The organism is Streptomyces sp. NPDC003697, from assembly GCF_053587115.1.
In genome coordinates this window covers 32,235-54,509 of record NZ_JBSFNN010000024.1, presented here as the reverse complement: position 1 = coordinate 54,509, position 22,275 = coordinate 32,235, and the positions used below count along the sequence as shown (strand labels likewise).

General features: G+C 71.9%; 20 protein-coding genes. 13 read left to right on the top strand and 7 right to left on the bottom strand.

Annotated features, from left to right (window positions below):
• The first annotated feature begins 347 nt into the window (after positions 1–347).
• The 5 genes from rpsB to ACWDNY_RS12905 all read left to right on the top strand — a co-directional run bounded on the left by rpsB (position 348) and on the right by ACWDNY_RS12905 (position 5,161).
• Entirely contained in the window at positions 348–1,280 is a 933-nt protein-coding gene (gene rpsB, locus ACWDNY_RS12925; protein WP_451645780.1) for a 30S ribosomal protein S2, read from the top strand.
• 156 nt (positions 1,281–1,436) lie between these two features.
• Positions 1,437–2,273: a translation elongation factor Ts gene (tsf, locus tag ACWDNY_RS12920; RefSeq protein WP_451645779.1), complete on the top strand. Its 837-nt coding sequence runs from the start codon at positions 1,437–1,439 to the stop codon at positions 2,271–2,273.
• Positions 2,274–2,473: 200 nt separating this feature from the next.
• Entirely contained in the window at positions 2,474–3,232 is a 759-nt protein-coding gene (gene pyrH / locus ACWDNY_RS12915; protein WP_451645778.1) for a UMP kinase, read from the top strand.
• A gap of 181 nt (positions 3,233–3,413) precedes the next feature.
• Positions 3,414–3,971 (top strand): ribosome recycling factor, encoded by a 558-nt coding sequence (frr, locus tag ACWDNY_RS12910; protein ID WP_006136598.1) that lies wholly within the window; start codon positions 3,414–3,416, stop codon positions 3,969–3,971.
• Positions 3,971–5,161, top strand: a complete 1,191-nt coding sequence (locus tag ACWDNY_RS12905; RefSeq protein WP_451645777.1) for a phosphatidate cytidylyltransferase — start codon at positions 3,971–3,973, stop codon at positions 5,159–5,161. Before frr ends, ACWDNY_RS12905 begins: the two co-directional genes overlap by 1 nt.
• 132 nt (positions 5,162–5,293) lie before the next feature.
• Here ACWDNY_RS12905 and ACWDNY_RS12900 read toward each other — a convergent pair whose 3' ends face one another.
• Entirely contained in the window at positions 5,294–6,430 is a 1,137-nt protein-coding gene (locus tag ACWDNY_RS12900; RefSeq protein ID WP_451645776.1) for a PP2C family protein-serine/threonine phosphatase, read from the bottom strand.
• Between the two features lie 427 nt (positions 6,431–6,857).
• On the opposite strand from ACWDNY_RS12900, the gene ACWDNY_RS12895 reads away from it, so the two are divergent.
• From ACWDNY_RS12895 to ACWDNY_RS12875, 5 genes are all read left to right on the top strand, one after another.
• Entirely contained in the window at positions 6,858–7,181 is a 324-nt protein-coding gene (locus ACWDNY_RS12895) for a hypothetical protein (protein WP_451645775.1), read from the top strand.
• A 334-nt stretch (positions 7,182–7,515) separates the two neighbouring features.
• Positions 7,516–8,622, top strand: a complete 1,107-nt coding sequence (gene rlmN / locus ACWDNY_RS12890) for a 23S rRNA (adenine(2503)-C(2))-methyltransferase RlmN (RefSeq protein WP_451645774.1) — start codon at positions 7,516–7,518, stop codon at positions 8,620–8,622.
• A 250-nt stretch (positions 8,623–8,872) separates the two neighbouring features.
• Positions 8,873–9,988: a thiamine ABC transporter substrate-binding protein gene (locus ACWDNY_RS12885; RefSeq protein WP_451645773.1), complete on the top strand. Its 1,116-nt coding sequence runs from the start codon at positions 8,873–8,875 to the stop codon at positions 9,986–9,988.
• A gap of 44 nt (positions 9,989–10,032) precedes the next feature.
• A complete protein-coding gene (locus tag ACWDNY_RS12880) occupies positions 10,033–11,667 on the top strand; it encodes an ABC transporter permease (protein WP_451645772.1) in 1,635 nt (544 codons plus the stop codon).
• Positions 11,668–12,687 carry an ABC transporter ATP-binding protein gene (locus ACWDNY_RS12875; RefSeq protein WP_451645771.1) on the top strand — a complete coding sequence of 340 codons (1,020 nt, stop codon included), beginning with the start codon at positions 11,668–11,670 and terminating at the stop codon, positions 12,685–12,687.
• Positions 12,688–12,832: 145 nt separating this feature from the next.
• Here the strand turns inward: ACWDNY_RS12875 and ACWDNY_RS12870 are convergent, their stop codons facing one another.
• The 6 genes from ACWDNY_RS12870 to ACWDNY_RS12845 form a co-directional block, all read right to left on the bottom strand.
• Positions 12,833–13,573 carry an LAETG motif-containing sortase-dependent surface protein gene (locus tag ACWDNY_RS12870; protein ID WP_451645770.1) on the bottom strand — a complete coding sequence of 247 codons (741 nt, stop codon included), beginning with the start codon at positions 13,571–13,573 and terminating at the stop codon, positions 12,833–12,835.
• A gap of 368 nt (positions 13,574–13,941) precedes the next feature.
• Positions 13,942–14,349: a VOC family protein gene (locus tag ACWDNY_RS12865; protein ID WP_451645769.1), complete on the bottom strand. Its 408-nt coding sequence runs from the start codon at positions 14,347–14,349 to the stop codon at positions 13,942–13,944.
• Between the two features lie 141 nt (positions 14,350–14,490).
• Complete coding sequence (locus tag ACWDNY_RS12860; protein WP_451645768.1) at positions 14,491–15,978, bottom strand: hypothetical protein; 1,488 nt, start codon at positions 15,976–15,978, stop codon at positions 14,491–14,493.
• The gene (locus ACWDNY_RS12855) at positions 15,960–16,700 is read right to left on the bottom strand and encodes an ABC transporter ATP-binding protein (RefSeq protein WP_451645806.1); all 741 of its coding nucleotides are present in this window, start codon (positions 16,698–16,700) and stop codon (positions 15,960–15,962) included. The genes ACWDNY_RS12860 and ACWDNY_RS12855 overlap by 19 nt, the downstream gene beginning before the upstream one ends.
• Positions 16,701–17,056: 356 nt before the next feature.
• On the bottom strand, positions 17,057–18,439 hold the full coding sequence (locus ACWDNY_RS12850; RefSeq protein WP_451645767.1) for an aspartate aminotransferase family protein: 1,383 nt from the start codon (positions 18,437–18,439) through the stop codon (positions 17,057–17,059).
• The gene (locus tag ACWDNY_RS12845) at positions 18,424–18,924 is read right to left on the bottom strand and encodes an Lrp/AsnC family transcriptional regulator (RefSeq protein ID WP_451645766.1); all 501 of its coding nucleotides are present in this window, start codon (positions 18,922–18,924) and stop codon (positions 18,424–18,426) included. The genes ACWDNY_RS12850 and ACWDNY_RS12845 overlap by 16 nt, the downstream gene beginning before the upstream one ends.
• Positions 18,925–19,142: 218 nt before the next feature.
• Here ACWDNY_RS12845 and ACWDNY_RS12840 point away from each other — a divergent pair, with 218 nt between their 5' ends.
• The 3 genes from ACWDNY_RS12840 (at position 19,143) to ACWDNY_RS12830 (ending at position 22,252) form a co-directional block, all read left to right on the top strand.
• Complete coding sequence (locus tag ACWDNY_RS12840) at positions 19,143–20,582, top strand: gamma-aminobutyraldehyde dehydrogenase (protein ID WP_451645765.1); 1,440 nt, start codon at positions 19,143–19,145, stop codon at positions 20,580–20,582.
• 672 nt (positions 20,583–21,254) lie between these two features.
• Positions 21,255–21,644, top strand: a complete 390-nt coding sequence (locus ACWDNY_RS12835) for a sortase-dependent protein (protein ID WP_451645764.1) — start codon at positions 21,255–21,257, stop codon at positions 21,642–21,644.
• A complete protein-coding gene (locus ACWDNY_RS12830; protein WP_451645763.1) occupies positions 21,641–22,252 on the top strand; it encodes a class F sortase in 612 nt (203 codons plus the stop codon). The genes ACWDNY_RS12835 and ACWDNY_RS12830 overlap by 4 nt, the downstream gene beginning before the upstream one ends.
• Positions 22,253–22,275 lie beyond the last annotated feature (23 nt).

The following is a 22,275-nucleotide window of genomic DNA, read 5'->3' as shown; positions in this document are numbered from 1 at the left end:
CCGTCGAAGGCCCCGGCGGCCGTCCCGGCCGCACCCCCGCAGCGCGCATCCCTGGCTCCCCTCGCATCCGCAACATGTGGCCACGCTCCCGCACTCCACCGGTCAGCCACTCGATCTGTGGACAACCACCCGGTTGTGGACAGCGGCGTCACCCGGGGCCCCGACGGTCCCGTACACTTCTCGTGGCGACCCGGGCCACCGGGTCGACTTCGCACGCCCCAGCACCCGGACCGGCAACGGCCGGTGTCAGCGCCCCTCGGTCCTTCGCGGCACGGCGCACCGCGGGCGTCAGGCGCGAGTGCCATCCGGTACTCGCGGCACAACCGAGAAATTCAAGGAGAGCGGCCATGGCCGTCGTCACGATGCGGGAGCTGCTGGAGAGCGGCGTCCACTTCGGTCACCAGACCCGTCGTTGGAACCCGAAGATGAAGCGCTTCATCTTCACCGAGCGCAACGGCATCTACATCATCGACCTGCTCCAGTCGCTGTCGTACATCGACCGCGCCTACGAGTTCGTCAAGGAGACCGTCGCCCACGGCGGCACGGTCATGTTCGTGGGCACGAAGAAGCAGGCGCAGGAGGCCATCGCGGAGCAGGCCACCCGCGTCGGCATGCCGTACGTCAACCAGCGCTGGCTGGGCGGCATGCTCACCAACTTCTCGACCGTCTACAAGCGCCTGCAGCGCCTGAAGGAGCTCGAGCAGATCGACTTCGAGGACGTCGCGGCCTCCGGTCTGACCAAGAAGGAGCTCCTGGTCCTCTCCCGTGAGAAGGCCAAGCTGGAGAAGACCCTCGGCGGTATCCGCGAGATGCAGAAGGTGCCGAGCGCCGTCTGGATCGTGGACACCAAGAAGGAGCACATCGCGGTCGGCGAGGCCCGCAAGCTCAACATCCCGGTCGTCGCCATCCTCGACACCAACTGCGACCCCGACGAGGTCGACTACAAGATCCCGGGCAACGACGACGCGATCCGCTCCGTCACCCTGCTGACCCGTGTCATCGCCGACGCCGTCGCCGAGGGCCTCATCGCCCGTTCCGGCGTCGCGACCGAGGGCAAGGGCGAGAAGGCCGCGGGCGAGCCGCTCGCCGAGTGGGAGCGCGACCTGCTCGAGGGCGAGAAGAAGGCCGAGGAGGCGCCGGCCGCTGCCGAGGCTCCCGCTGCTGAGGCTCCGGCCGAGGCTCCCGCCGCCGAGGCCGCTGCTGAGGCTCCGGCCGAGGCTCCCGCTGCCGAGGCGCCTTCCGAGGCTCCGGCTGCCGCCGCCGAGGCCGAGCAGGCCTGACCCGTCAGCGTCCGAGTTGACGGCGGGAGCGGGGACATGAAGTCCGCTCCCGCCGTTCACCCGTAGGTCAGCGGTGTGCCGGCGGCCTCCGGTTCCTCGGGGCCGCCCGCCCGCCGATCTTCGATCTTCCAGACTTCGAGAAAGATTCACAGACTCATGGCGAACTACACCGCCGCCGACGTCAAGAAGCTCCGCGAGCTCACGGGCGCCGGCATGATGGACTGCAAGAAGGCGCTGGACGAGGCCGAGGGCAACGTCGAGAAGGCCGTCGAGGCGCTGCGCATCAAGGGCCAGAAGGGCGTCGCCAAGCGCGAGGGCCGCTCCGCCGAGAACGGCGCGGTGGTCTCGATCATCGCCGACGACAACTCCTCCGGTGTCCTCGTCGAGCTGAAGTGCGAGACGGACTTCGTCGCCAAGGGCGAGAAGTTCCAGGCCGTGGCCCAGACCATCGCCGAGCACGTCGCCAAGACCTCCCCGGCCGACATCGAGGCCCTGCTCGCCTCCGAGATCGAGCCCGGCAAGACCGTCCAGGCGTTCGTGGACGAGGCCAACGCCAACCTCGGCGAGAAGATCGTCCTGGACCGCTTCGCGCAGTTCGCCGACGGCTTCGTGACCGCGTACATGCACCGCACGATGCCCGACCTGCCCCCGCAGATCGGTGTCCTGGTCGAGCTGGACAAGCCGAACGCCGAGGTTGCCAAGGGCGTCGCCCAGCACATCGCCGCCTTCGCGCCGAAGTACCTCTCCAAGGAGGACGTGCCGGCCGACGTCGTCGAGGCCGAGCGCCGCATCGCCGAGGAGACCACCCGCGCCGAGGGCAAGCCCGAGGCCGCCCTGCCGAAGATCGTCGAGGGTCGCCTCAACGGCTTCTTCAAGGACGCCACGCTGCTGGGCCAGCCCTACGCCCTGGACAACAAGAAGTCCGTCCAGAAGGTGCTGGACGAGGCCGGTGTCACCCTGAAGCGCTTCACGCGCATCAAGGTCGGCATCTGAGTCCGCAGCGCGACGGACACCCGACCCGGATAGGGTCGACAGCAGTCGTCCGTGTCGCCCGCGCAGGCCGCTACGCACGCGCGCGTGACGGACGACAGCAGATCTGACGAGGAGGCCATTGCCGCGTATGGGATGCGAAACACGCCCCACCGGCAATGGCCTTCTTCGTATGTGCACCACGTAACAGAGGCGGGATCTCCATGACCACCAAGGCCCAGAAGAGCGACGACGGCAAAGTACCCGGCCGGTTTCTGCTGAAGCTGTCCGGAGAGGCCTTCTCCGGCGGCGGGGGTCTGGGCGTCGACCCCGACGTGGTGCACGCCATCGCCCGTGAGATCGCGGCCGTCGTCCGGGACGGCGCGCAGGTCGCGGTCGTGATCGGCGGCGGCAACTTCTTCCGCGGTGCCGAACTCCAGCAGCGCGGCATGGACCGGGCCCGCTCCGACTACATGGGCATGCTCGGTACGGTGATGAACTGCCTCGCGCTGCAGGACTTCCTGGAGAAGGAAGGCATCGACAGCCGCGTCCAGACCGCCATCACCATGGGCCAGGTCGCCGAGCCGTACATCCCGCTGCGCGCCGTGCGTCACCTGGAGAAGGGCCGCGTGGTCATCTTCGGCGCCGGTATGGGCATGCCGTACTTCTCCACCGACACCACCGCCGCCCAGCGCGCCCTGGAGATCGACGCCGAGGCACTGCTCATGGGTAAGAACGGCGTGGACGGTGTTTACGACTCCGACCCGAAGGCCAACCCGGACGCCGTGAAGTTCGACGCGCTGGGCTACGGCGAGGTCATCACCCGCGACCTGAGGGTCGCCGACGCCACGGCCATCACACTCTGCCGCGACAACAAACTCCCGATCGTCGTCTTCGAGCTCCTGAAGGAGGGCAATATCGCCCGGGCCGTCAAGGGTGAGAAGATCGGCACGCTTGTGGGTGACCAAGGCAGCCGGGACTGACCGGTGCACCACCCCGTCCGCGCACGCCACTGTCCGGGGGACGGACGGGACGGAGCCGGGCCGGGGGATGGACAATGTCCTGGCGGTCGGGAACCGTGCAGGCAGAAGACGCGACGCAGCCGGCCGTCGGCCCCGACGAGGAACCGCAGCCGGGCCTACTCAAGACACGCAGGAGCAAGTGGTGATCGAAGAGACCCTCCTCGAGGCCGAGGAGAAGATGGAGAAGGCCGTCGTGGTCGCCAAGGAGGACTTCGCCGCGATCCGCACCGGCCGTGCGCACCCGGCGATGTTCAACAAGATCGTGGCCGACTACTACGGTGCGCCGACGCCGATCAACCAGCTGGCTTCGTTCTCCGTGCCGGAGCCGCGCATGGCGGTCGTGACCCCGTTCGACAAGAGCGCGCTGCGCAACATCGAGCAGGCGATCCGTGACTCGGACCTGGGCGTCAACCCGAGCAACGACGGCAACATCATCCGTGTGGTGTTCCCCGAGCTCACGGAGGAGCGCCGCCGCGAGTACATCAAGGTCGCCAAGGGCAAGGGCGAGGACGCCAAGATCTCGATCCGCTCCGTGCGCCGCAAGGCCAAGGAGGCCATCGACAAGCTGATCAAGGACGGCGAGGTCGGCGAGGACGAGGGCCGCCGTGCGGAGAAGGAGCTCGACGACACCACCGCGAAGTACGTCGCGCAGGTGGACGAGCTCCTCAAGCACAAGGAAGCGGAGCTTCTCGAGGTCTGATGAACGACTCTTCCTGGGGGGCGCCGCAGCAGGCCGGGTACTGGGGGCCCGCGGACCCGGACCCCGTCCCGGGGGCCGCGCCGGCGGGTTCCGCTCACGATGCGCATGACGCCCAGCAGACTCGCCCGATGCCCTTCGTGCCCCACGTACCCGACCACGGCGGAATCCAGGAGGACGACCGGGGGGCCGCTCGGCTGAGCGGCCCCTTGTTCCGCGACGGTGTGCAGCACACGCCGCACACGCGGCCTCACGACCCGCCGCCGTCCCGGCGCGACGACGCGCCGCACCCATGGCCCTACGACACGGCACAGCCCCCGCCCGCCGACGGGCCGGCGCAGCAGAATCCGGAGCCCATGCCCGACGCCCCGCAGAAGAAGAGCGCGGGCCGCGACCTGGGCGCGGCCATAGGAGTCGGCGTCGGGCTCGGCGTCGTCATCATCGCTTCCCTGTTCGTCGTCAAGGCCGTGTTCGTCGGCGTGGTCGCGGTCGCGGTCGTGGTCGGACTGTGGGAGCTGACGAAGCGGCTGGAGGAGCGCAAGGGCGTCAGGGCGCCGCTCGTGCCGCTGGCGCTGGGCGGTGCGGCCATGGTGGTCGCCGGCTACGTCAGTGGTGCCGAGGGCGCCTGGGTGGCGATGGCCCTGACCACGCTGGCCGTCCTGGTGTGGCGGATGACGGAGCCGCCGGCGAACTACCTCAAGGACGTCACGGCGGGCGTGTTCGCGGCCTTCTACGTGCCGTTCCTGGCCACGTTCGTCTCGATGATGCTCACCGCCGACGACGGCCCGCTGCGCGTGCTGACGTTCCTGGTGCTGACGGTGGTCAGCGACACCGGCGCGTACGCGGTCGGATGGCGTTTCGGCAGGCACAAGCTCGCGCCGCGCATCAGCCCCGGAAAGACCCGTGAGGGACTGATCGGGGCGGTGGCCTTCGCCATGGTGGCGGGGGCGCTGTGCATGCAGTTCCTGATCGACGGCGGCAGCTGGTGGCAGGGCCTGCTGCTCGGGCTGGCGGTCGCCGCCAGCGCCACGCTGGGCGACCTCGGCGAGTCCATGATCAAGCGAGACCTCGGCATCAAGGACATGGGCACGCTCCTGCCGGGCCACGGCGGCATCATGGACCGTCTGGACTCCCTGCTGCCCACCGCGCCGGTCGTCTGGCTGCTGCTGGTGATCTTCGTCGGCGGCAGCTGACGCAAGGGCAGACCCGTAGCCGGACACGGGAAGGGACCTGTCGCCACACGGCGCGACGGGTCCCTTCCCGTCTTCCGCTCCGCTGAGAGAGGCCGGTCTCAGGCGGTCGGCTGTCTTCTCCCCGCCCGCCGGTCAGGCGGCGCCCCGGGCCTCCGTCAGCTCGGCGGAGCGGCCCCTGGGCTCGGAGCGGGTACGGGACGCGACAGGGGCGGGGGAGCGCCGCACCGCCACCATGGCCACGTCGTCGGTGAGCCGGGAACCCACGTAGTCCCGCAGATCGTTCCGGACCTCGGCGAGCAGCGCGTCCGGCGGCAGCGAGGTCCAGCGCTCCAGCCGGTCGGCGAGCGGGTAGAACGCGCCGGTCGGACCGCGGGCCTCGGTCACACCGTCGGTGTAGAGCAGCAGAGTCGCCCCCGGCGGGAGGTCGGCGTGGTCCACCGGCACCTCCTGCCCGTTCAGGACGCCCAGGCCCAGCGGAAGCACCGGGACCGTCGGTTCGAGGACGGCGACCGTCCCCGCGTGGAGAAGCAGCGGTGGCGGGTGGCCCAGATTCGCCAGGCGCACCGGACCGTCGTCGGGCAGTTCCAGCACGACCGCGGTCACGAACGCCTCGTCCCCGTAGGGACTGCCCGAGCGGGGATCGGCGTTCGCCGCGGCGGACAGCTCCTCGACGTCCTCCACGAAGGTCGCCTCCAGTTCCCGCACCACCTCCACCAGCGGGCTGTCGTGCCGGACCGACTGCCGGAAGCTGTTCACCACGCAGCTGACCATCTCCAGTGAGGCCAGTCCCTTGCCCTGCACGTCCCCCAGCAGGATGCGCGCGCACGAGCCGTTGCGGGTGGTCGCGTAGAGGTCACCGCCGATGGCGGCCTCCTCGTCCGCCGCCATGTACAGCGACGCCAGGTCGAAGGGCCCGGTCCGGCGCGGCAGCGGGTGCAGCAGCACCCGCTGGGCGACCTCGGCCACCCAGCGTGACTGGGCGAGCTCCCGCTCCCTGCGCACCCGCACGGCGCTCGCCGCCACGGCGGCTGCGCTGATCAGTGCGATGGCGCCGATCTGCACCGCGAAGTTCACCGTGCCCAACTGACCGTTCGCCTCGGCCGCCGCCACCGCGCAGGGCAGCGTCACCGCGCAGACCAGGACGACGCACGAGGTACAGCACAGGACGGCTGCGAACGCCGGAGCCGCCCCCATGAGCGGACCCAGGCGGACGTCAGGCGGGGTCAGCTCGTCCGCCGCCAGCAGTAGCACCGGGAACAGAACCAGCACCGCGGTTTGTGTTCTGGGATGTCTCCGGACGCCGGCGCACGACAGTCTGGCGCGGACGTCTCGCACTGCGACCACCTCCGGTGCCCCTTTCCTCGGCATCCCGGGTCTCCCTCTCAGGCAACGGGCACGGCACGCCACCGGGAAGGGCCGTTCGGTACCTAATCCGCACATATGCCCGACGGCTCAGTCTTCTCCTTCTCGCCCCCTGCGGATGCACGGCGAAGCCGGCGGTAGGGTCGAGCATCCAGCTGCGGAGGGGGCCCCGTTGAGAAGCCGGATAGTGGTCTGGCGAGGTGTGCGTCTGGGTGCCGGGATGGGAGCCTGGCCCGCCGGGATCCTGGGGTCCGTCTGTCTCGTGGCTGCGCTCTGCTACCTGACCGCGGGGCAATGGGGCGGTTTTCGCTTGGTCATGCTGGTAGGAGCCTGCTTGGTGATGGGCAGCTTGGCCTTCGGGGTGCTGCTCGGTGCGACCACCGGGCTCGCTTTGGCGCTGGCCCCCGGCCGGCTGCTGAAGCGTCCGCTGCTGCGAGGGCTGCTCGCAGCACTCACCGCCGGCACACCCGTTGTGCTGCTTGCGGTCGCTTTCCTCAGCGGGGACGGCTATTCCCTGTCGAGCTTCCCCCTGTCCACCCACGTCATCACATGGTCCGTACCGCTCGTCACTGCTCTCGTGGCGGCCGCACGAAGCGGCGACATTGCGGGCTGCCGGGAGCCGTTTCTCAAGCGCCGCATCGATCACCTGAGTGTCTGACTGCGCTGCAACGGCCCCGAACCCAGACGGACGACCACGGACTCCCGGGGACGGTCATCACAGGTCACAGACGATTCGGGTACAGGTCGCACGCCCGCCCGGTGTGCTTCGGGACGAAGCAGTCCCTGCTCCAGGGTGTCCAGCGCGCCCAGCACCCCCCGGGCAGCCCAGCCGCTCAGCCGCCGCCAGGGCTGTCCGGGGGATCTGTGTGTGGGCCGGGCCGTCTGTGGACCGTCCGAGGGCGATCAACGACGGCCGGTGACGACCACTGACGACAGTCGTCCAGGTGGACAGCCCCAGGTCACCCGATTGGATCTGCGACACTGGACGCACCATGCCCAAGCCCGGAGAACTCACTTTCGTCGCCCCGCGCGGAGCCAAGAAGCCGCCGCGGCACCTTGCCGACCTCACGCCTGCCGAGCGCAAGGAGGCCGTCGCCGAGATCGGCGAGAAGCCGTTCCGTGCCAAGCAGCTCTCGCAGCACTACTTCGCGCGGTACGCCCACGACCCCGAGCAGTGGACCGACATCCCCGCCGGATCACGGGCCAAGCTGCGGGAGGCGCTGCTCCCGGAGCTGATGACGGTCGTCCGGCACCTGTCGACCGACCAGGGCACCACCCGCAAGACACTGTGGCGGCTGTCCGACGGGACGCTCGTGGAGTCGGTGCTCATGCGGTACCCGGACCGGGTGACCATGTGCATCAGCTCGCAGGCGGGCTGCGGCATGAACTGCCCCTTCTGCGCCACCGGGCAGGCGGGCCTGGACCGCAACCTGTCCACCGCCGAGATCGTGCACCAGATCGTCGACGGGATGCGGGCCCTGCGTGACGGGGAGGTCCCCGGCGGTCCCGCGCGCCTGTCCAACATCGTCTTCATGGGCATGGGCGAGCCGCTCGCCAACTACAAGCGTGTCGTCGGTGCCGTCCGGGCGCTCACCGACCCCGAGCCGGACGGGCTGGGGCTGTCGCAGCGCGGGATCACCGTGTCGACGGTCGGGCTGGTGCCGGCCATCCACCGGTTCGCCGACGAGGGCCTCAAGTGCCGGCTCGCCATCTCCCTGCACGCGCCCGACGACGAACTGCGCGACACGCTCGTGCCGGTGAACACCCGCTGGAAGGTGCGTGAGGTGCTCGACGCCGGGTTCGAGTACGCCGCCAGGTCCGGGCGCCGGCTCTCCATCGAGTACGCGCTCATCCGGGACATCAACGACCAGGCGTGGCGTGGTGACCGGCTCGGCCGGCTGCTGAAGAACAGGCCGGTGCACGTCAACCTCATCCCGCTGAACCCGACGCCGGGATCCAAGTGGACCGCCTCGCGGCCCGAGGACGAGAAGGCGTTCGTGGAGGCGATCGCCGCTCACGGGGTGCCGGTGACCGTCCGGGACACCCGGGGCCAGGAGATCGACGGGGCGTGTGGTCAGCTCGCGGCGACCGAGAGGTAGTCTGAGCCGTCCGACAACCGCATACTCGTCTTGTCTTCACATCCGTACATCTTCATATTCCGACAGGGGAGCGCCACAGCGCTGAGAGTGCGGCACACAGGCCGCAGACCCTCTGAACCTCGCCCAGGTCATTCTGGGTAGGGAGATCGGTCATCACTCGAGCTGTTGCGCCCTGCCCGGGGCCGGCGGACCTTCTCCGCCGGCCCCGGGCAGGGCCGCGTCTCTTCCTGGTCACTCCAGGAGGAATCCAGTGCACACCAAGACCTTCGTGGCCGTGGCGGTCGGGCTCGGCCTCGTCACGCTGTCCGCCTGCGGGTCGCCGAACGGCTCCGCCGGCGGAGGCGGCGCGGCGGACTCCCGCACCGTGACCCTGGTCAGCCACGACTCGTGGGCCGTGTCCGAGGGCGTCATCAAGGAGTTCGAGAAGCAGTCCGGCTACACCGTCAAGGTCCTCAAGGACGGCGACGCGGGCCAGGCCGTCAACAAGGCCATCCTCACCAAGGACAACCCGCAGGGCGACGTGCTCTTCGGCGTCGACAACACACTGCTGTCGCGGGCGCTCGGCAACGGGCTGTTCCAGCCGTACGAGGCCAAGGGCCTGGACAAGGTCGGCTCCGCCTACCAGCTGGACCGGGGCAAGCACCGGGTCACACCGGTCGACTACGGCGACATCTGCGTCAACTACGACAAGGCGTACTTCAGCGAGCACAGGCTGAGCCCGCCGCAGACCTTCGACGACCTCACCAAGCCGGCCTACCGGAACCTCCTCGTCACCGAGAACGCCGCCACCTCCTCACCCGGCCTCGGCTTCCTGCTCGGCAGCGCCGCGAAGTACGGCGACGGGGACACCGCCGGGGGCGGTGCCGGCAACGGAGGCTGGCAGGGCTACTGGAAGAAGCTCAAGGCCAACGGCGTGAAGGTCGTCGACGGCTGGGAGCAGGCCTACGACGAGGAGTTCTCGGGCTCGGCCGGCGGCAGGAAGGCCAAGGGCGACCGGCCGCTCGTCGTCTCGTACGCCTCCTCGCCGCCCGCCGAGGTCGTCTTCGCCGACCCGAGGCCGAAGACCGCCCCCACCGGCGTCGCGGCGGGCACCTGCTTCCGGCAGGTCGAGTTCGCCGGACTGCTGAGCAACGCCCGGAACACCAGGGGCGGCAAGGCCCTCATCGACTTCCTGATCTCCCGGCGGTTCCAGGAGGACATGCCGCTCAACATGTTCGTCTACCCCGTGACCGCGGGAGCGGCCGTACCCACCGAGTTCACCCGGTTCGGCCCGGCTGCCAGGAGCCCCCGGACCATGGCCCCCGGCACGATCGCCGACCACCGCGACCAGTGGGTCAAGTCGTGGACATCGCTCGTCCTGAAGTAGCCCCGCCCAGGGACCGGGCGGGGAGCGCGGCGCGGCTCGGGCTCATGGCCGGGCCCGTCGCGTTCTTCGCCGTGTTCTTCGCCTACCCGGTGGCCGCGATCGTCGCGCGCGGTCTGCGGGTGGACGGTGTCTGGCAGGCCGGGCGGATCGCGGAGGTGCTCGGGCAGAGCGGCATCCGGCACGTGCTGTGGTTCACCACCTGGCAGGCGGCCGCCTCGACCGCCCTCACCCTGCTGCTCGCGCTCCCCGCGGCCTACGTCTTCGCCCGCCTGGACTTCCCGGGCCGCCAGGTCGTGCGCGCGCTCGTCACCGTGCCCTTCGTGCTGCCCACGGTCGTCGTCGGGACGGCGTTCCTCGCCCTCGTCGGCCGCGGCGGTCTCCTCGACGAGCTGTGGGGTCTGCGGCTCGACACGACGGTGTGGGCGATCCTGCTCGCGCACGTCTTCTTCAACTACGCCGTCGTCGTCCGCACGGTCGGCGGCCTGTGGGCACAGCTCGACCCGCGGCAGGAGGAGGCCGCCCGGATGCTCGGTGCCTGCCCGCTGACCGCCTGGCGCAAGGTCACGCTGCCGGCGCTCGCGCCCGCCGTGGCCGCCGCCGCGCTCATGGTCTTCCTGTTCACCTTCACCTCCTTCGGTGTCGTGCAGATCCTCGGCGGCCCCACCTTCGCCACCCTGGAGGTGGAGATCTACCGGCAGACCTCCGAGATCTTCGACCTGTCCACGGCCGCCGTCCTGACGATCGTCCAGTTCCTCGCGGTGGGCGCGATCCTCGCCGTGCACGCCTGGACCGTACGGCGGCGCGAGACCGCCCTGCGGCTGGCCGACGCCGCCACGACCGCCCGCAGGCCGCGCGGGGCCGGGCAGTGGGCGCTGCTCGCCGGTGTCCTCGCCACCGTCCTGCTGCTCCTGCTGCTGCCGCTCGCCGTACTCGTGCAGCGGTCGTTCGCGTCCGGCTTCGGCTACTACCGGGCGCTGACCGACGCGGACGGCGGCACCTTCCTGGTCGCGCCGGTCCACGCCGTCGGCACGTCCCTGTCGTACGCCGTCGCCGCCACCGCGATCGCCGTGGTCATCGGCGGGCTCGCCGCCGCGGGCCTCGCCCGCCGGGACGCGGGCCGGATCGTGCGCGGCTTCGACGCGCTGCTGATGCTGCCCCTGGGGGTGTCCGCGGTGACGGTCGGTTTCGGGTTCCTGATCACGCTGGACGAGCCGCCGCTGGACCTCAGGTCCTCGTGGATCCTGGTGCCGCTCGCGCAGGCCCTGGTCGGGGTCCCGTTCGTCGTGCGGACCATGCTGCCGGTGCTGCGGGCGGTCGACGCGCGGCTGCGCGAGGCCGCGGCCGTGCTCGGCGCCTCCCCGTGGCGGGTGTGGCGGGAGGTGGACCTGCCGTTGGTGTGGCGGGCGCTGCTGATCGCCGCCGGGTTCGCCTTCGCGGTGTCGCTCGGCGAGTTCGGGGCCACCGTGTTCATCGCGCGGCCCGACGACCCGACCCTGCCGGTCGCCGTCGCCCGTCTGCTCGGGCGGCCGGGTGACCTCAACTACGGCCAGGCGATGGCCCTGTCGACGATTCTGATGGTGGTGTGCGCGGTGGCGCTGCTGGTGCTGGAGCGACTGCTCCCGCGGTCCCGGACCCACGCGGCCGGGAAGGCGTCCTTCGACCGGAGCGGGGAGTTCTAGATGCTGCTGACCCTGCGGGGCGCGACCGTCCGCTTCGACGGACGGGCCGTGCTCGACACCGTCGACCTGGAGGTGGCCGAGCACGAGATCGTGTGCGTCCTCGGACCCAGCGGCAGCGGCAAGTCGACGCTGCTGCGGGCGGTGGCCGGGCTCCAGCCGGTCGACTCCGGGCGGGTGCTGCTCGACGGGCGGGACCAGGCGGGAGTGCCGCCGCACCGGCGCGAGGTGGGGCTCATGTTCCAGGACCACCAGCTCTTCCCGCACCGGGACGTGGCCGGCAACGTCGCGTTCGGGCTGCGCATGCACGGCACCCCGAAGGGGGAACGGGCCGGCCGGGTCGGCACGCTGCTCGACCTGGTCGGGCTGCCCGGCGCCGGGCCCCGGCCCGTGGCCGCCCTCTCCGGCGGCGAGCAGCAGCGGGTGGCGCTGGCCCGGGCGCTGGCGCCCCGGCCGCGGCTGCTGATGCTGGACGAGCCGCTCGGCCAGCTCGACCGCGCGCTGCGGGAGCGGCTGGTCGTCGAACTGCGGGAGCTCTTCGGGCGCCTCGGCACCACCGTCCTCGCCGTCACCCACGACCAGGGCGAGGCCTTCGCGCTGGCCGACCGGGTGGTGGTGATGCGCGACGGGCGCATCGCCCAGTCCGGTACGCCGATCGAGGTGTGGCAGCGGCCGGCGGACGCTTTCGTCGCCCGCTTCCTCGGCTTCGAGAACGTGGCCGAGGCGGCGGTCGACGGGGACACCGCGGTCACGCCCTGGGGCAAGGTGCCGGTGCCACTCGGCGCACCGCAGGGCACCCGCACGCTCCTCGTCAGGCCCGCCGGGGTCCGTCTGGCCCCCGCCGACGAGGGCCTGCGGTGCCGGGTGACCGCCCGCACCTTCAAGGGCACCCACGTCGCCGTCCGCCTGCGTCCCGGGGACGCGCCGCCGCTGGAGGCCGCCTGCGCGCTCGGGGCGGCACCGGACGTCGGTGACGACGTCGGCGTGACGTTCGACGTGGCCGACGTCGTCGTACTGGACTGATCGCCGCCCGGCGTGAGCCGTACGGCCGCCCCGCACACGGCCGGTGCCGGACGCGGAGCGGATCGTTGTGCCGGCCCCGCAGCGGCGCCTGTCCACCGCGGGCCCGCCCCGGAGCCGGGACGGGCCCGCAGTGGACACGGTGGTGTCAGCGGCGGCCGTTCGCCCCGCGGCGGCGCAGACCGAAGAAGACCGCGGCACCGCCGACGACGACCAGGACCACCGCGGCACCGGCGATCAGGCCGGTGTTGGAGTCCGCGCCGGTCTCGGCGAGGTTCGACTCACCGGCCGCGGGCGACGGGGCGTTGCTCGGGGCGCCCGCCGGACCGGACGTGCCCGCCGGGGCGGTGCTGCCTGCCGGGGCGGTGCTGCTCTGCGAGGCGGACGGTGCCGGAGTGCCGGACTCCGTCGGTGCCGGCGAGGTGGCGGGCGAGGACGCGCCGGCCGACGGGCTCGGGCTCGCCTCCGCCGAGCAGGCCGTGGAGGGGGTGGTCAGGTTGGGCGTGATGTCGGCGTTGACCAGGTCCTTGACCTTGGCTCCGACCTTCTTGGGGGCCTTGACGTGGACGCGGTAGACGGCGTTCGGCTGCCAGTCCTCGACGAAGGTGATCGTGGCGCCCTTGCGGGTGCCCGCGACCGTCTGCCGGCCGACCTGCCTGGCGTCGGCGCCGTTGTTCTCGAGGAACACGGTGACCTCGGCCGGGGTGCCGGAGGGGTCGACGTCGGTGACGACGATGACGCCCTTGTTCCCGGCGCACTTGGCTTCGGCCGAGAACTCCTTGATGTTGCAGGCGAGCGCGTTGCCCGCGACACCGATCGCGAGTGCGGCCGAGGCGGAGGCGACACCGAGGACGCGCACGGTTCGGGCGGTACGGCGTGATATCGACAAGGTGGACACTGTGCCCTTCGGGATGTGCTCTTGCGGGGGGTGGCAGGGGAGTTGGGGCGACGACGAAGCACACCCCAGCGCCCCCGGGAGGCTCACAGGTCTATAAGCGTTCCATAAGAAGTGTCAATGCGTGAGCCGCCCACGGGTGTTGACTTTGCACACTCGTTAACCGGCCGCATGTTTCAACGCATCGGGCGGGGCGTCCGATCCGCCGTCAGATCGAGGGCACGGAGGCGGGATCGGGCGGCGCGGGACGACGCTGTCGCGTGGCGAGGCGGCGCGGTCCCGCGGCCGGGGAACCGTCGCACGGCACGGGCGGGTGCCGACGCAGCCGCCCGTGCCGTGCCGCGCGGCGCGCCGCGACGGGCTCAGCCCTGTACCGCGGCCGGGTCCATCCACATGACCTCCCAGGTGTGGCCGTCGAGGTCGTCGAAGGCACGCCCGTACATGAAGCCGTGGTCCTGGGTCTCGCCGGTCGCCGAGCCGCCAGCCGCGATCGCCCGGTCGACCAGTTCGTCGACCTTCCCGCGGCTCTCGGCGCTCAGGCACAGCAGGACCTCACTGGTCCGCGTGGAGTCCGCGATCTCCTTCTTGGTGAAGCCGGCGTAGCGCTGCCGGGACAGCAGCATGGCGATGATCGTGTCGCTGATGACGACACAGGCGCAGTCGTCGGTCGTGAACTGCGGGTTGATGGCGTAGCCGAGCTCGGTGAAGAACTTCCTCGAGGCGTCGACGTCGCCGACGGCCAGGTTGACGAAGATCATCTGCTGGTACATGCGGTGCTCCCTTCGGGGTTGGTCCGTTCGGTGGGGCAGACCCGGGAACCGGGCGAAACTCATCGGCATACGGCGGTCTTTTCACCGACCGCTGCCGCTCCGCCGGCCTCGTGCGTTCCGGCACCGCCCGCCGGCGCCGGGTCAGCGGATGAGCGGCAGGGCCGCGAGGTGGGCGATCACCAGGGTCAGCGGGGCGAACAGGGCCAGCAGGGCCGTGGCGCGCAGGGCGGCGGCGGCCAGCAGCATCGTGGCGGGCGCGCCCAGCCGCAGCAGGGCCGCGACAGTTTCGGCGCGTGCCTGCCGCGCTTCCACGGCGGCCGTCAGCAGCGTGGCCAGCGCGCAGCCGGCCACCAGGAGAGTGCCGAGGGCGGTCAGCGGGCCGACCGCGGGCGCGTCGCCGGACAGCGTGACCATGGCGTACGTGCCCGAAGCGACCGCGCAGACCAGCCCCAGGGGGCGGCCGATGCGGCCGGCCTCCTCCATCAGGACGCGGCCGGCCAGGAGGCGCAGCGCGCCCGGGCCGACCGACTGCAGCGCGCGTCCGCACAGGTGAGTGAGGCCGGGCCCGGCGAGTGCCAGGCCGACGGCGGTCAGCAGCCAGCCGAGGAGGACGGAGACGGAGTCGACCGCGAGGCCCCCGGGCAGCGCGGGCGAGGGGGAGGCGGCGGTGCGGCTCGCGTAGGCCTCGACGGCGAGCCCGGCGGCCAGCACGGCGATGCCCCAGGGCAGACCGCCGGGAGGCCTGCGGGGCGCCGGCGGGCGGCCTGGGTCGAGGTCGTCCCGTTCCGGCCCGGGGCCGGTAGGGGGGTCGGGCCGGTCCTCCGCGGTGGCCGGGGAGTCGGCCGCCGCCTCGGCGCCGGTCGGGTCGCCGGGCACCCGTGACAGCGCGGCTCCATGACGGTGCGCGGTGCCGGCGGCGACCCGTGCTGCGGCCGGCTGCGGTGCCGGCCGGCCGTCGTCGGCGTGCGGTCCGTCGGACGGTTCCGGGCGGGCCGCGGCCCGCCACCGCGCCCCGAAGCGTCCGTACGCCCCGAACGTCTCCCGTGCCCCGGTGCGCCGGTACGCCCCGAAGCGTCCGTATCCCCGGACCGCGCTCCGCGCCGCCGCGGGCGGCCGGGGGTCGCGCGGCCGCAGCGCCACAGCCACCGCCACGGAGGCGATCGCCGGCACCAGGGCGAGCAGGGTGAGCATCGCCGGGAGCGGCAGCGGCCCGCCGGGCGCCAGGAACTCCGCGGCCGTCCCCGTGAGCGGCCCGCCCAGCAGGTCGCCGCGCAGACGCAGGAAGGTGATCAGCGCCACCACCGAGCCGAGCCCGCAGCACAGCGCCGTCGTCGCCGCCGAGACGGCCATCAGCCGGCCGGGGCCGAGACCGACCGCGGACAGGCCCGGACGGGGCCGGGTGCCGGGATCGGTGCGCGCCACGGCGACCGCCAGGTAGGCGGTGGTGGCCAGCGGCACCGCGCACCAGGCCAGGCGCAGCACGGCGGAGGCGGGCGTGGCCGGGTGCGCGAGCGCGTAGCCGAGGGCGCACAGCAGCAGGAAGCCCGTGCCCGCCGAGGCGGCGCAGACCGTCAGCCGGCGCAGCTGGACGGCGGGCCGGGCGAGGCGGGTCAGACGGAGAGCGAGCACGCCGGCCGGCCTTCCGTGTCTCCCACCGGGGGCAGGTGCACCGTCCTCACGCACCGACCGTCGAGCAGGGACACCGTGCGGTCGGCGAGCGCCGCGGTCTCGGCGTCGTGCGTGGCGAGCACGACGGTGATGCCGTGCGAGCGGGCCGCCGTGGTGAGCGTGCGCAGGACGTGGGCGCGGTCGGCGCGGTGCAGGGGCGCGGTGGGCTCGTCGGCGAACAGCACCGTCGGGGCGGGCGCGAGCGCGCGGGCGATGCAGACCCGCTGCCGTTCGGCCTGGCGGAGCTGGTGCGGGCGCCGGCGGGCGAGGTCCCCGATGTCGAGGCGCTCCAGCCACTCCTGGGCCGCTCTGCGGGCCCGCCGCCGGTCGGTGCCGCGCAGCATCAGCGGCAGGGCCGTGTTCTCCCAGACGTTCAGCTCCGGTACGAGCACGGGGGCGGGGTCGATCCAGCAGAACCGGTCGCGGCGCAGCCGCTCACGGGCGAACGGGCCCATGGTGTGGACGGCCGTGCTGTTGAACCACACCTCGCCGCGCCGGATGCGCACCAGCCCGGACAGGCACCGCAGCAGGGTCGTCTTGCCGCTGCCGCTCGGGCCGCCGACGGCGAGGATCTCGCCCTGGCGGACACCGAGCGAGACGCCGCTGAGCGCGGGCGAGCCGTCGTTGTGGGTGAAGTGCAGGGCGCGTGCCCAGAGCACGTCGCTGTCCGGCGGGGCCACCATGGCGTACACCTCGTTCACATCGGAAATGCCGTGCGCGATCCGCGAATTCCCCCATCTGGGGGAACGAAGGCGAAGCCGATCGGTCACTGCACGCTAGGCAGCCGAGGGCCGGGGGCCGCAGAGCACGCGGCCCCGGGCGCCCGTTTCTCACTCGAACGGGCGGCCCCGGGGCCGGTGTTGATCATCTGATCGGAGGTATCACCTCGTGTGACCGCTGAGGGTCACCGCTTGGGGTGGCCGTGCGGTGGTGAGCGGGTGGCCGGCGCGCCCGGTCGTGGCGGGGAGCCGCCGGGCGCGGCGGGTGTCACGCCAGGCCCGGCGCGGGCGTCACGCCGGGCCGGTCACCCGCCGGCGTGTCACAGCTTGGTCCAGGCCTCCGTCAGGGTCGCGCGCAGGATCTGCTCGATCTCGTCGAAGGTCTCCTGGGTCGAGATCAGCGGCGGGGCGAGCTGGACGACCGGGTCGCCGCGGTCGTCGGCACGGCAGTACAGGCCGTTGTCGAACAGGGCCTTGGACAGGAAGCCGTACAGGACGCGCTCGGTCTCCTCCTCGTTGAAGGACTCCTTGGTGGCCTTGTCCTTCACGAGTTCGATGCCGTAGAAGAAACCGTTGCCGCGGACGTCGCCGACGATCGGCAGGTCGTGCAGCTTCTGCAGGGTCTGCAGGAAGGCCGACTCGTTGTCGAGCACGTGCTGGTTCAGGCCCTCCCGCTCGAACAGGTCGAGGTTGGCCAGGCCCACCGCGGCCGAGACGGGGTGCCCGCCGAAGGTGTAGCCGTGCAGGAAGGTGTTGTCGCCCTTGTAGAACGGCTCGGCCAGGCGGTCGGAGACGATGCAGGCGCCGATCGGGGAGTAGCCCGAGGTCATGCCCTTGGCGCAGGTGATCATGTCCGGGACGTAGCCGAACTTGTCGCAGGCGAACATCGTGCCGAGGCGGCCGAAGGCGCAGATGACCTCGTCGGACACGAGCAGCACGTCGTGGCGGTCGCAGATCTCGCGGACCCGCTGGAAGTAGCCGGGGGGCGGGGGGAAGCAGCCGCCGGCGTTCTGCACCGGCTCCAGGAAGACCGCGGCGACCGTGTCGGGACCCTCGAAGAGGATCTGCTGCTCTATCTGGTCGGCGGCCCAGCGGCCGAAGGCCTCCGGGTCGTCGCCGAAGATCGGGGCGCGGTAGAAGTTGGTGTTCGCGACCTTGTGCGCGCCCGGCACCAGCGGCTCGAACGGGGCCTTCAGGGCCGGCAGGCCTGTGATGGACAGGGCGCCCTGCGGGGTGCCGTGGTAGGCGACCGCGCGGGAGATCACCTTGTGCTTGGTGGGCTTGCCGACCAGCTTGAAGTACTGCTTGGCGAGCTTCCAGGCCGTCTCGACGGCCTCACCGCCGCCGGTGGTGAAGAAGACCTTGTTCAGGTCGCCCGGCGCGTGGTGGGCGAGTCGCTCCGCGAGCTCCACGGCCTTGGGGTGGGCGTAGGACCACACCGGGAAGAACGCCAGTTCCTGCGCCTGCTTGGCCGCGGTCTCGGCGAGTTCCGTGCGGCCGTGCCCGGCCTGGACCACGAACAGGCCCGCGAGACCGTCGAGGTAGCGCTTGCCCTTGTCGTCGTAGATGTAGGTGCCCTCGCCCCGGACGATCGTCGGCACGGGGGAGTTCTCGTACGAGGACATCCGGGTGAAGTGCATCCACAGGTGGTCGTACGCGGTGCGGCTGAGGTCCTTGGTACTCACGGTTATCGGGTTCCCCACATGTAGGTCTGCTTCTTGAGCTTGAGGTAGACGAAGCTCTCGGTGGAGCGCACGCCGGGCAGGGCCCGGATGCGTTTGTTGATGACGTCCAGCAGGTGGTCGTCGTCCTCGCAGACGATCTCGGCGAGGATGTCGAACGAGCCCGCGGTCATCACCACGTACTCGACTTCCGACATGCCGGTCAGCGCGTCGGCCACGGACTCCACGTCGCCCTCGACGTTGACGCCGACCATCGCCTGCCGGCGGAATCCCACGGTGAGCGGGTCCGTGACGGCGACGATCTGCATCACGCCCTGGTCGAGCAGCTTCTGGACGCGCTGGCGCACGGCCGCCTCCGAGAGGCCGACGGCCTTGCCGATCGCGGCGTACGGCCGGCGGCCGTCCTCCTGGAGCTGCTCGATGATCGCGAGGGAGACGGCGTCCAGATGGGGGGTGCCGTGCCTGAACTCGCGAAGGTCCCTCTGGTCTGCGCTTCGACTGGCCACACCTCACTGTGCACGACGTATCGACCGTTCCGCAAGGCTGCGGCGATGAATTTCGTTGTTTACGAGACTGAGACCTGCGGATTTCGCAGCGTTGACGCGAGTGGGGGTGTTGAAAACGTCGGCTCGCCGACTAGGGTGGGCATGTCTCAGTGCGTGGACATCCCAGACCCGCCCGAGAGACCTTCACAAGCAGCCAGAACCTGACAGGAGGGCCGGCAGTGAGCACCGAGCTGCGTCGTCTGCGCAACTACATCGACGGTGAGTTCCGGGACGCCGCCGACGGACGGACCACCGAGGTGGTCAACCCCGTGACGGGCGAGGCGTACGCGACCGCGCCGCTGTCCGGGCAGGCGGACGTGGACGCCGCCATGGCGGCCGCCGCGGCGGCCTTCCCGGGCTGGCGCGACACCACCCCGGCCGAGCGCCAGAAGGCACTGCTGAAGATCGCGGACGCGTTCGAGGAGCGTGCCGAGGAGCTCATCGCGGCCGAGGTGGAGAACACGGGCAAGCCGATCGGGCTCACCCGCTCCGAGGAGATCCCCCCGATGGTGGACCAGATCCGCTTCTTCGCGGGCGCGGCGCGGATGCTCGAGGGCCGGTCGGCCGGCGAGTACATGGACGGGCTGACCTCGATCATCCGCCGCGAGCCGATCGGCGTCTGCGCGCAGGTGGCTCCCTGGAACTACCCGATGATGATGGCCGTGTGGAAGTTCGCCCCGGCGCTCGCCGCGGGCAACACGGTCGTCCTGAAGCCGTCGGACACCACCCCGGCGTCCACCGTCCTGATCGCCGACATCATCGGCTCGATCGTGCCCAAGGGCGTCTTCAACGTCATCTGCGGCGACCGCGACACCGGCCGCCTGATGGTCGAGCACCCCACCCCGGCGATGGCGTCCATCACCGGCTCCGTGCGCGCCGGCATGTCGGTCGCCGAGTCCGCCTCCAAGGACCTCAAGCGCGTCCACCTGGAGCTCGGCGGCAAGGCCCCCGTCGTGGTCTTCGAGGACACCGACATCGACAAGGCCGTCGAGGACATCTCGGTCGCCGGCTTCTTCAACGCCGGCCAGGACTGCACGGCTGCCACCCGCGTCCTGGTCCACGAGTCGATCCACGACGAGTTCGTCTCCGCGCTCGCCAAGGCCGCCGCCGCGACCAAGACCGGCCGGCCGGACGACGAGGACGTCCTGTACGGCCCGCTGAACAACCCGAACCAGCTCAAGCAGGTCGCCGGCTTCATCGAGCGGCTGCCCGCGCACGCCAAGGTCGAGGCCGGCGGCCATCAGGTCGGCGACAAGGGCTACTTCTACGCACCGACCGTGGTCTCGGGTCTGAAGCAGGACGACGAGATCATCCAGAAGGAGGTCTTCGGCCCGGTCATCACCGTGCAGTCCTTCCGCGACGAGGACCAGGCCGTGGAGTGGGCCAACGGCGTCGACTACGCCCTCGCGTCCTCGGTGTGGACCAAGGACCACGGCCGAGCCATGCGGATGTCCAAGAAGCTCGACTTCGGCTGCGTGTGGATCAACACCCACATCCCGCTGGTCGCCGAGATGCCGCACGGCGGCTTCAAGAAGTCCGGCTACGGCAAGGACCTGTCGGCGTACGGCTTCGAGGACTACACCCGCATCAAGCACGTGATGACGTCGCTGGACGCGTGAGGCGCGAGGGGCCGCGAGCTGTGACGCGCGGCCCCCGCGTCGCCGGGTGAGGTGCCGCGCGCCCCTCGCCGAGCCCCCGGCCCCTCCCGCTTCGCGGCCCCGGACGGTGACGCACCGTCCGGGGCCGCGAAGCGTCCGGGACCGCCGTCCGCCGCCGCCGACCACCGGGCGTCGACTGCCGTACGTCTGGCGGCGCCACAGGCCGACGGCGCTGTGCCGGGCGCCGACTGAAGTACGCCGACGCGGCGTGCGCCGGCCGGCGCCGGACGCGGTGATGCGCCGACTGCCGTGGGCCGGACACCGGCGCCGCAGACCGGCGGTCGTGCGCCGGACACCGGCAGCCGCCACCCACCGCCGTGCGCCTCCGTGTTGCGCCGGGTGCCATGCGCGGGGGCGGCGGTGATCGGCCGGCCCAACCCGGACGCTGCCTTGCCTCGGCTGCCGCGGACCGGTCGCCCCGCTCCGTCCTGCGCCGGGCCGGTCGCCGTGCGGCTCCGCGTCGGGCGGTCGGGCGCCGCCCCGCGCCCGGGCCGGACGCGCCGTGGGCCGGACCGTGGGCTCTGGCGGCTTTGCCCTCTCTTTACAACCCGTTCTCTCGCCGCGTCGTCTCTCCGCTCGATCTGTCACGCAGCCCGCCGAGCACCGGGCGGGCCGACGAAAGAGAGCGATGCGATGCGCCGAACCGTCCTGAGCGCCCTGACACTCGCGTGTACCGCCGTGCTGGCGGGCGCCGTGCCCGCCGGCGCCGATGACGCCACGCCGGCCCCCTCGGGCCGCACGACCACCAGCCGTCCCACGGCCACTCAGACACCGGCCCCGGCGCCGACCAGGGTGTCGGCCGAGCCCTCCGAGGCCCCCGGCCGAGCACCGGCGCCGGTGCCGGACCGGGGTCGCGGTCAGGTCGCCGTCGTTCCCGAGGGGGCGCCCGACACCGGCGTGGCGGCGGGGTCCACGTCCGCGGGACCAGGTGGCGCACTGATCGGCGCGGGCGCCGCCGCGGTGTCCGCCGCGGGTGGCACGACGGTCCTCGCCGTCCGTCGCCGGCGGACGACCGGGGCATGACACCGTTTCCCCGGCGCGCGTTCGCCGGTGCCGTGGCGGCCGCCCTGCTCACGGGCTGCGGCGGCCATCCGGACCGGCGTGCCGAGACCGGACGCCAGGCCGGTGCGCCGCCGCCCTCCCCGGCCGCGGCCGGGACGGCGCCCGCGCCCGGGCGTTCGGTCCCCGTCCGGCTGTTCGTCCCGGCCATCGGGGTCGACACCCCCGTCATCCGGCTGGGGCTCGCGCCGGACGGCGGCATGCAGGTGCCGCCGGTGACCGCGCACGACCGGGCGGGCTGGTACGGGATGTCACCGGCGCCCGGCCAGGTCGGCCCGTCGGTGATCCTCGGGCACGTCACGGTCGGTGCCTACGGGGACGGGGTCTTCCGCCACCTGGCACGGCTGCGCCGCGGCGACCGGATCGTCGTGCGCCTGGGGAACGGCACGGCGGCGGAGTTCGCCGTCACCGTCGTACGCACGGTCACCAAGGCGGAGTTCCCGACGGACGACGTCTACGGGGACGTGCACCGCCCGGAGGTGCGGCTCATCACGTGCGGCGGCCCCCGCAGCGGTGACGGCTACCGCGACAACGTGATCGTCTTCGGTGCGCTGACCTCCGCGCACCCCTGATCCGCCCCCGTCCGGATCCCGGG

Excerpts from the sequence above, each read along its gene's own strand:
- rpsB (WP_451645780.1), top strand. The coding sequence starts at position 348 with ATGGCCGTCGTCACGATGCGGGAGCTGCTGGAGAGCGGCGTCCACTTC.
- ACWDNY_RS12855 (WP_451645806.1), bottom strand. The coding sequence starts at position 16,700 with ATGGTGGCCCCGCCGGACAGCGACGTGCTCTGGGCACGCGCCCTGCAC.
- ACWDNY_RS12830 (WP_451645763.1), top strand. The coding sequence starts at position 21,641 with ATGACACCGTTTCCCCGGCGCGCGTTCGCCGGTGCCGTGGCGGCCGCC.
- ACWDNY_RS12880 (WP_451645772.1), top strand. The coding sequence starts at position 10,033 with ATGGCCGGGCCCGTCGCGTTCTTCGCCGTGTTCTTCGCCTACCCGGTG.
- tsf (WP_451645779.1), top strand. The coding sequence starts at position 1,437 with ATGGCGAACTACACCGCCGCCGACGTCAAGAAGCTCCGCGAGCTCACG.
- ACWDNY_RS12835 (WP_451645764.1), top strand. The coding sequence starts at position 21,255 with ATGCGCCGAACCGTCCTGAGCGCCCTGACACTCGCGTGTACCGCCGTG.
- ACWDNY_RS12875 (WP_451645771.1), top strand. The coding sequence starts at position 11,668 with ATGCTGCTGACCCTGCGGGGCGCGACCGTCCGCTTCGACGGACGGGCC.
- ACWDNY_RS12905 (WP_451645777.1), top strand. The coding sequence starts at position 3,971 with ATGAACGACTCTTCCTGGGGGGCGCCGCAGCAGGCCGGGTACTGGGGG.
- rlmN (WP_451645774.1), top strand. The coding sequence starts at position 7,516 with ATGCCCAAGCCCGGAGAACTCACTTTCGTCGCCCCGCGCGGAGCCAAG.
- ACWDNY_RS12865 (WP_451645769.1), bottom strand. The coding sequence starts at position 14,349 with ATGTACCAGCAGATGATCTTCGTCAACCTGGCCGTCGGCGACGTCGAC.
- pyrH (WP_451645778.1), top strand. The coding sequence starts at position 2,474 with ATGACCACCAAGGCCCAGAAGAGCGACGACGGCAAAGTACCCGGCCGG.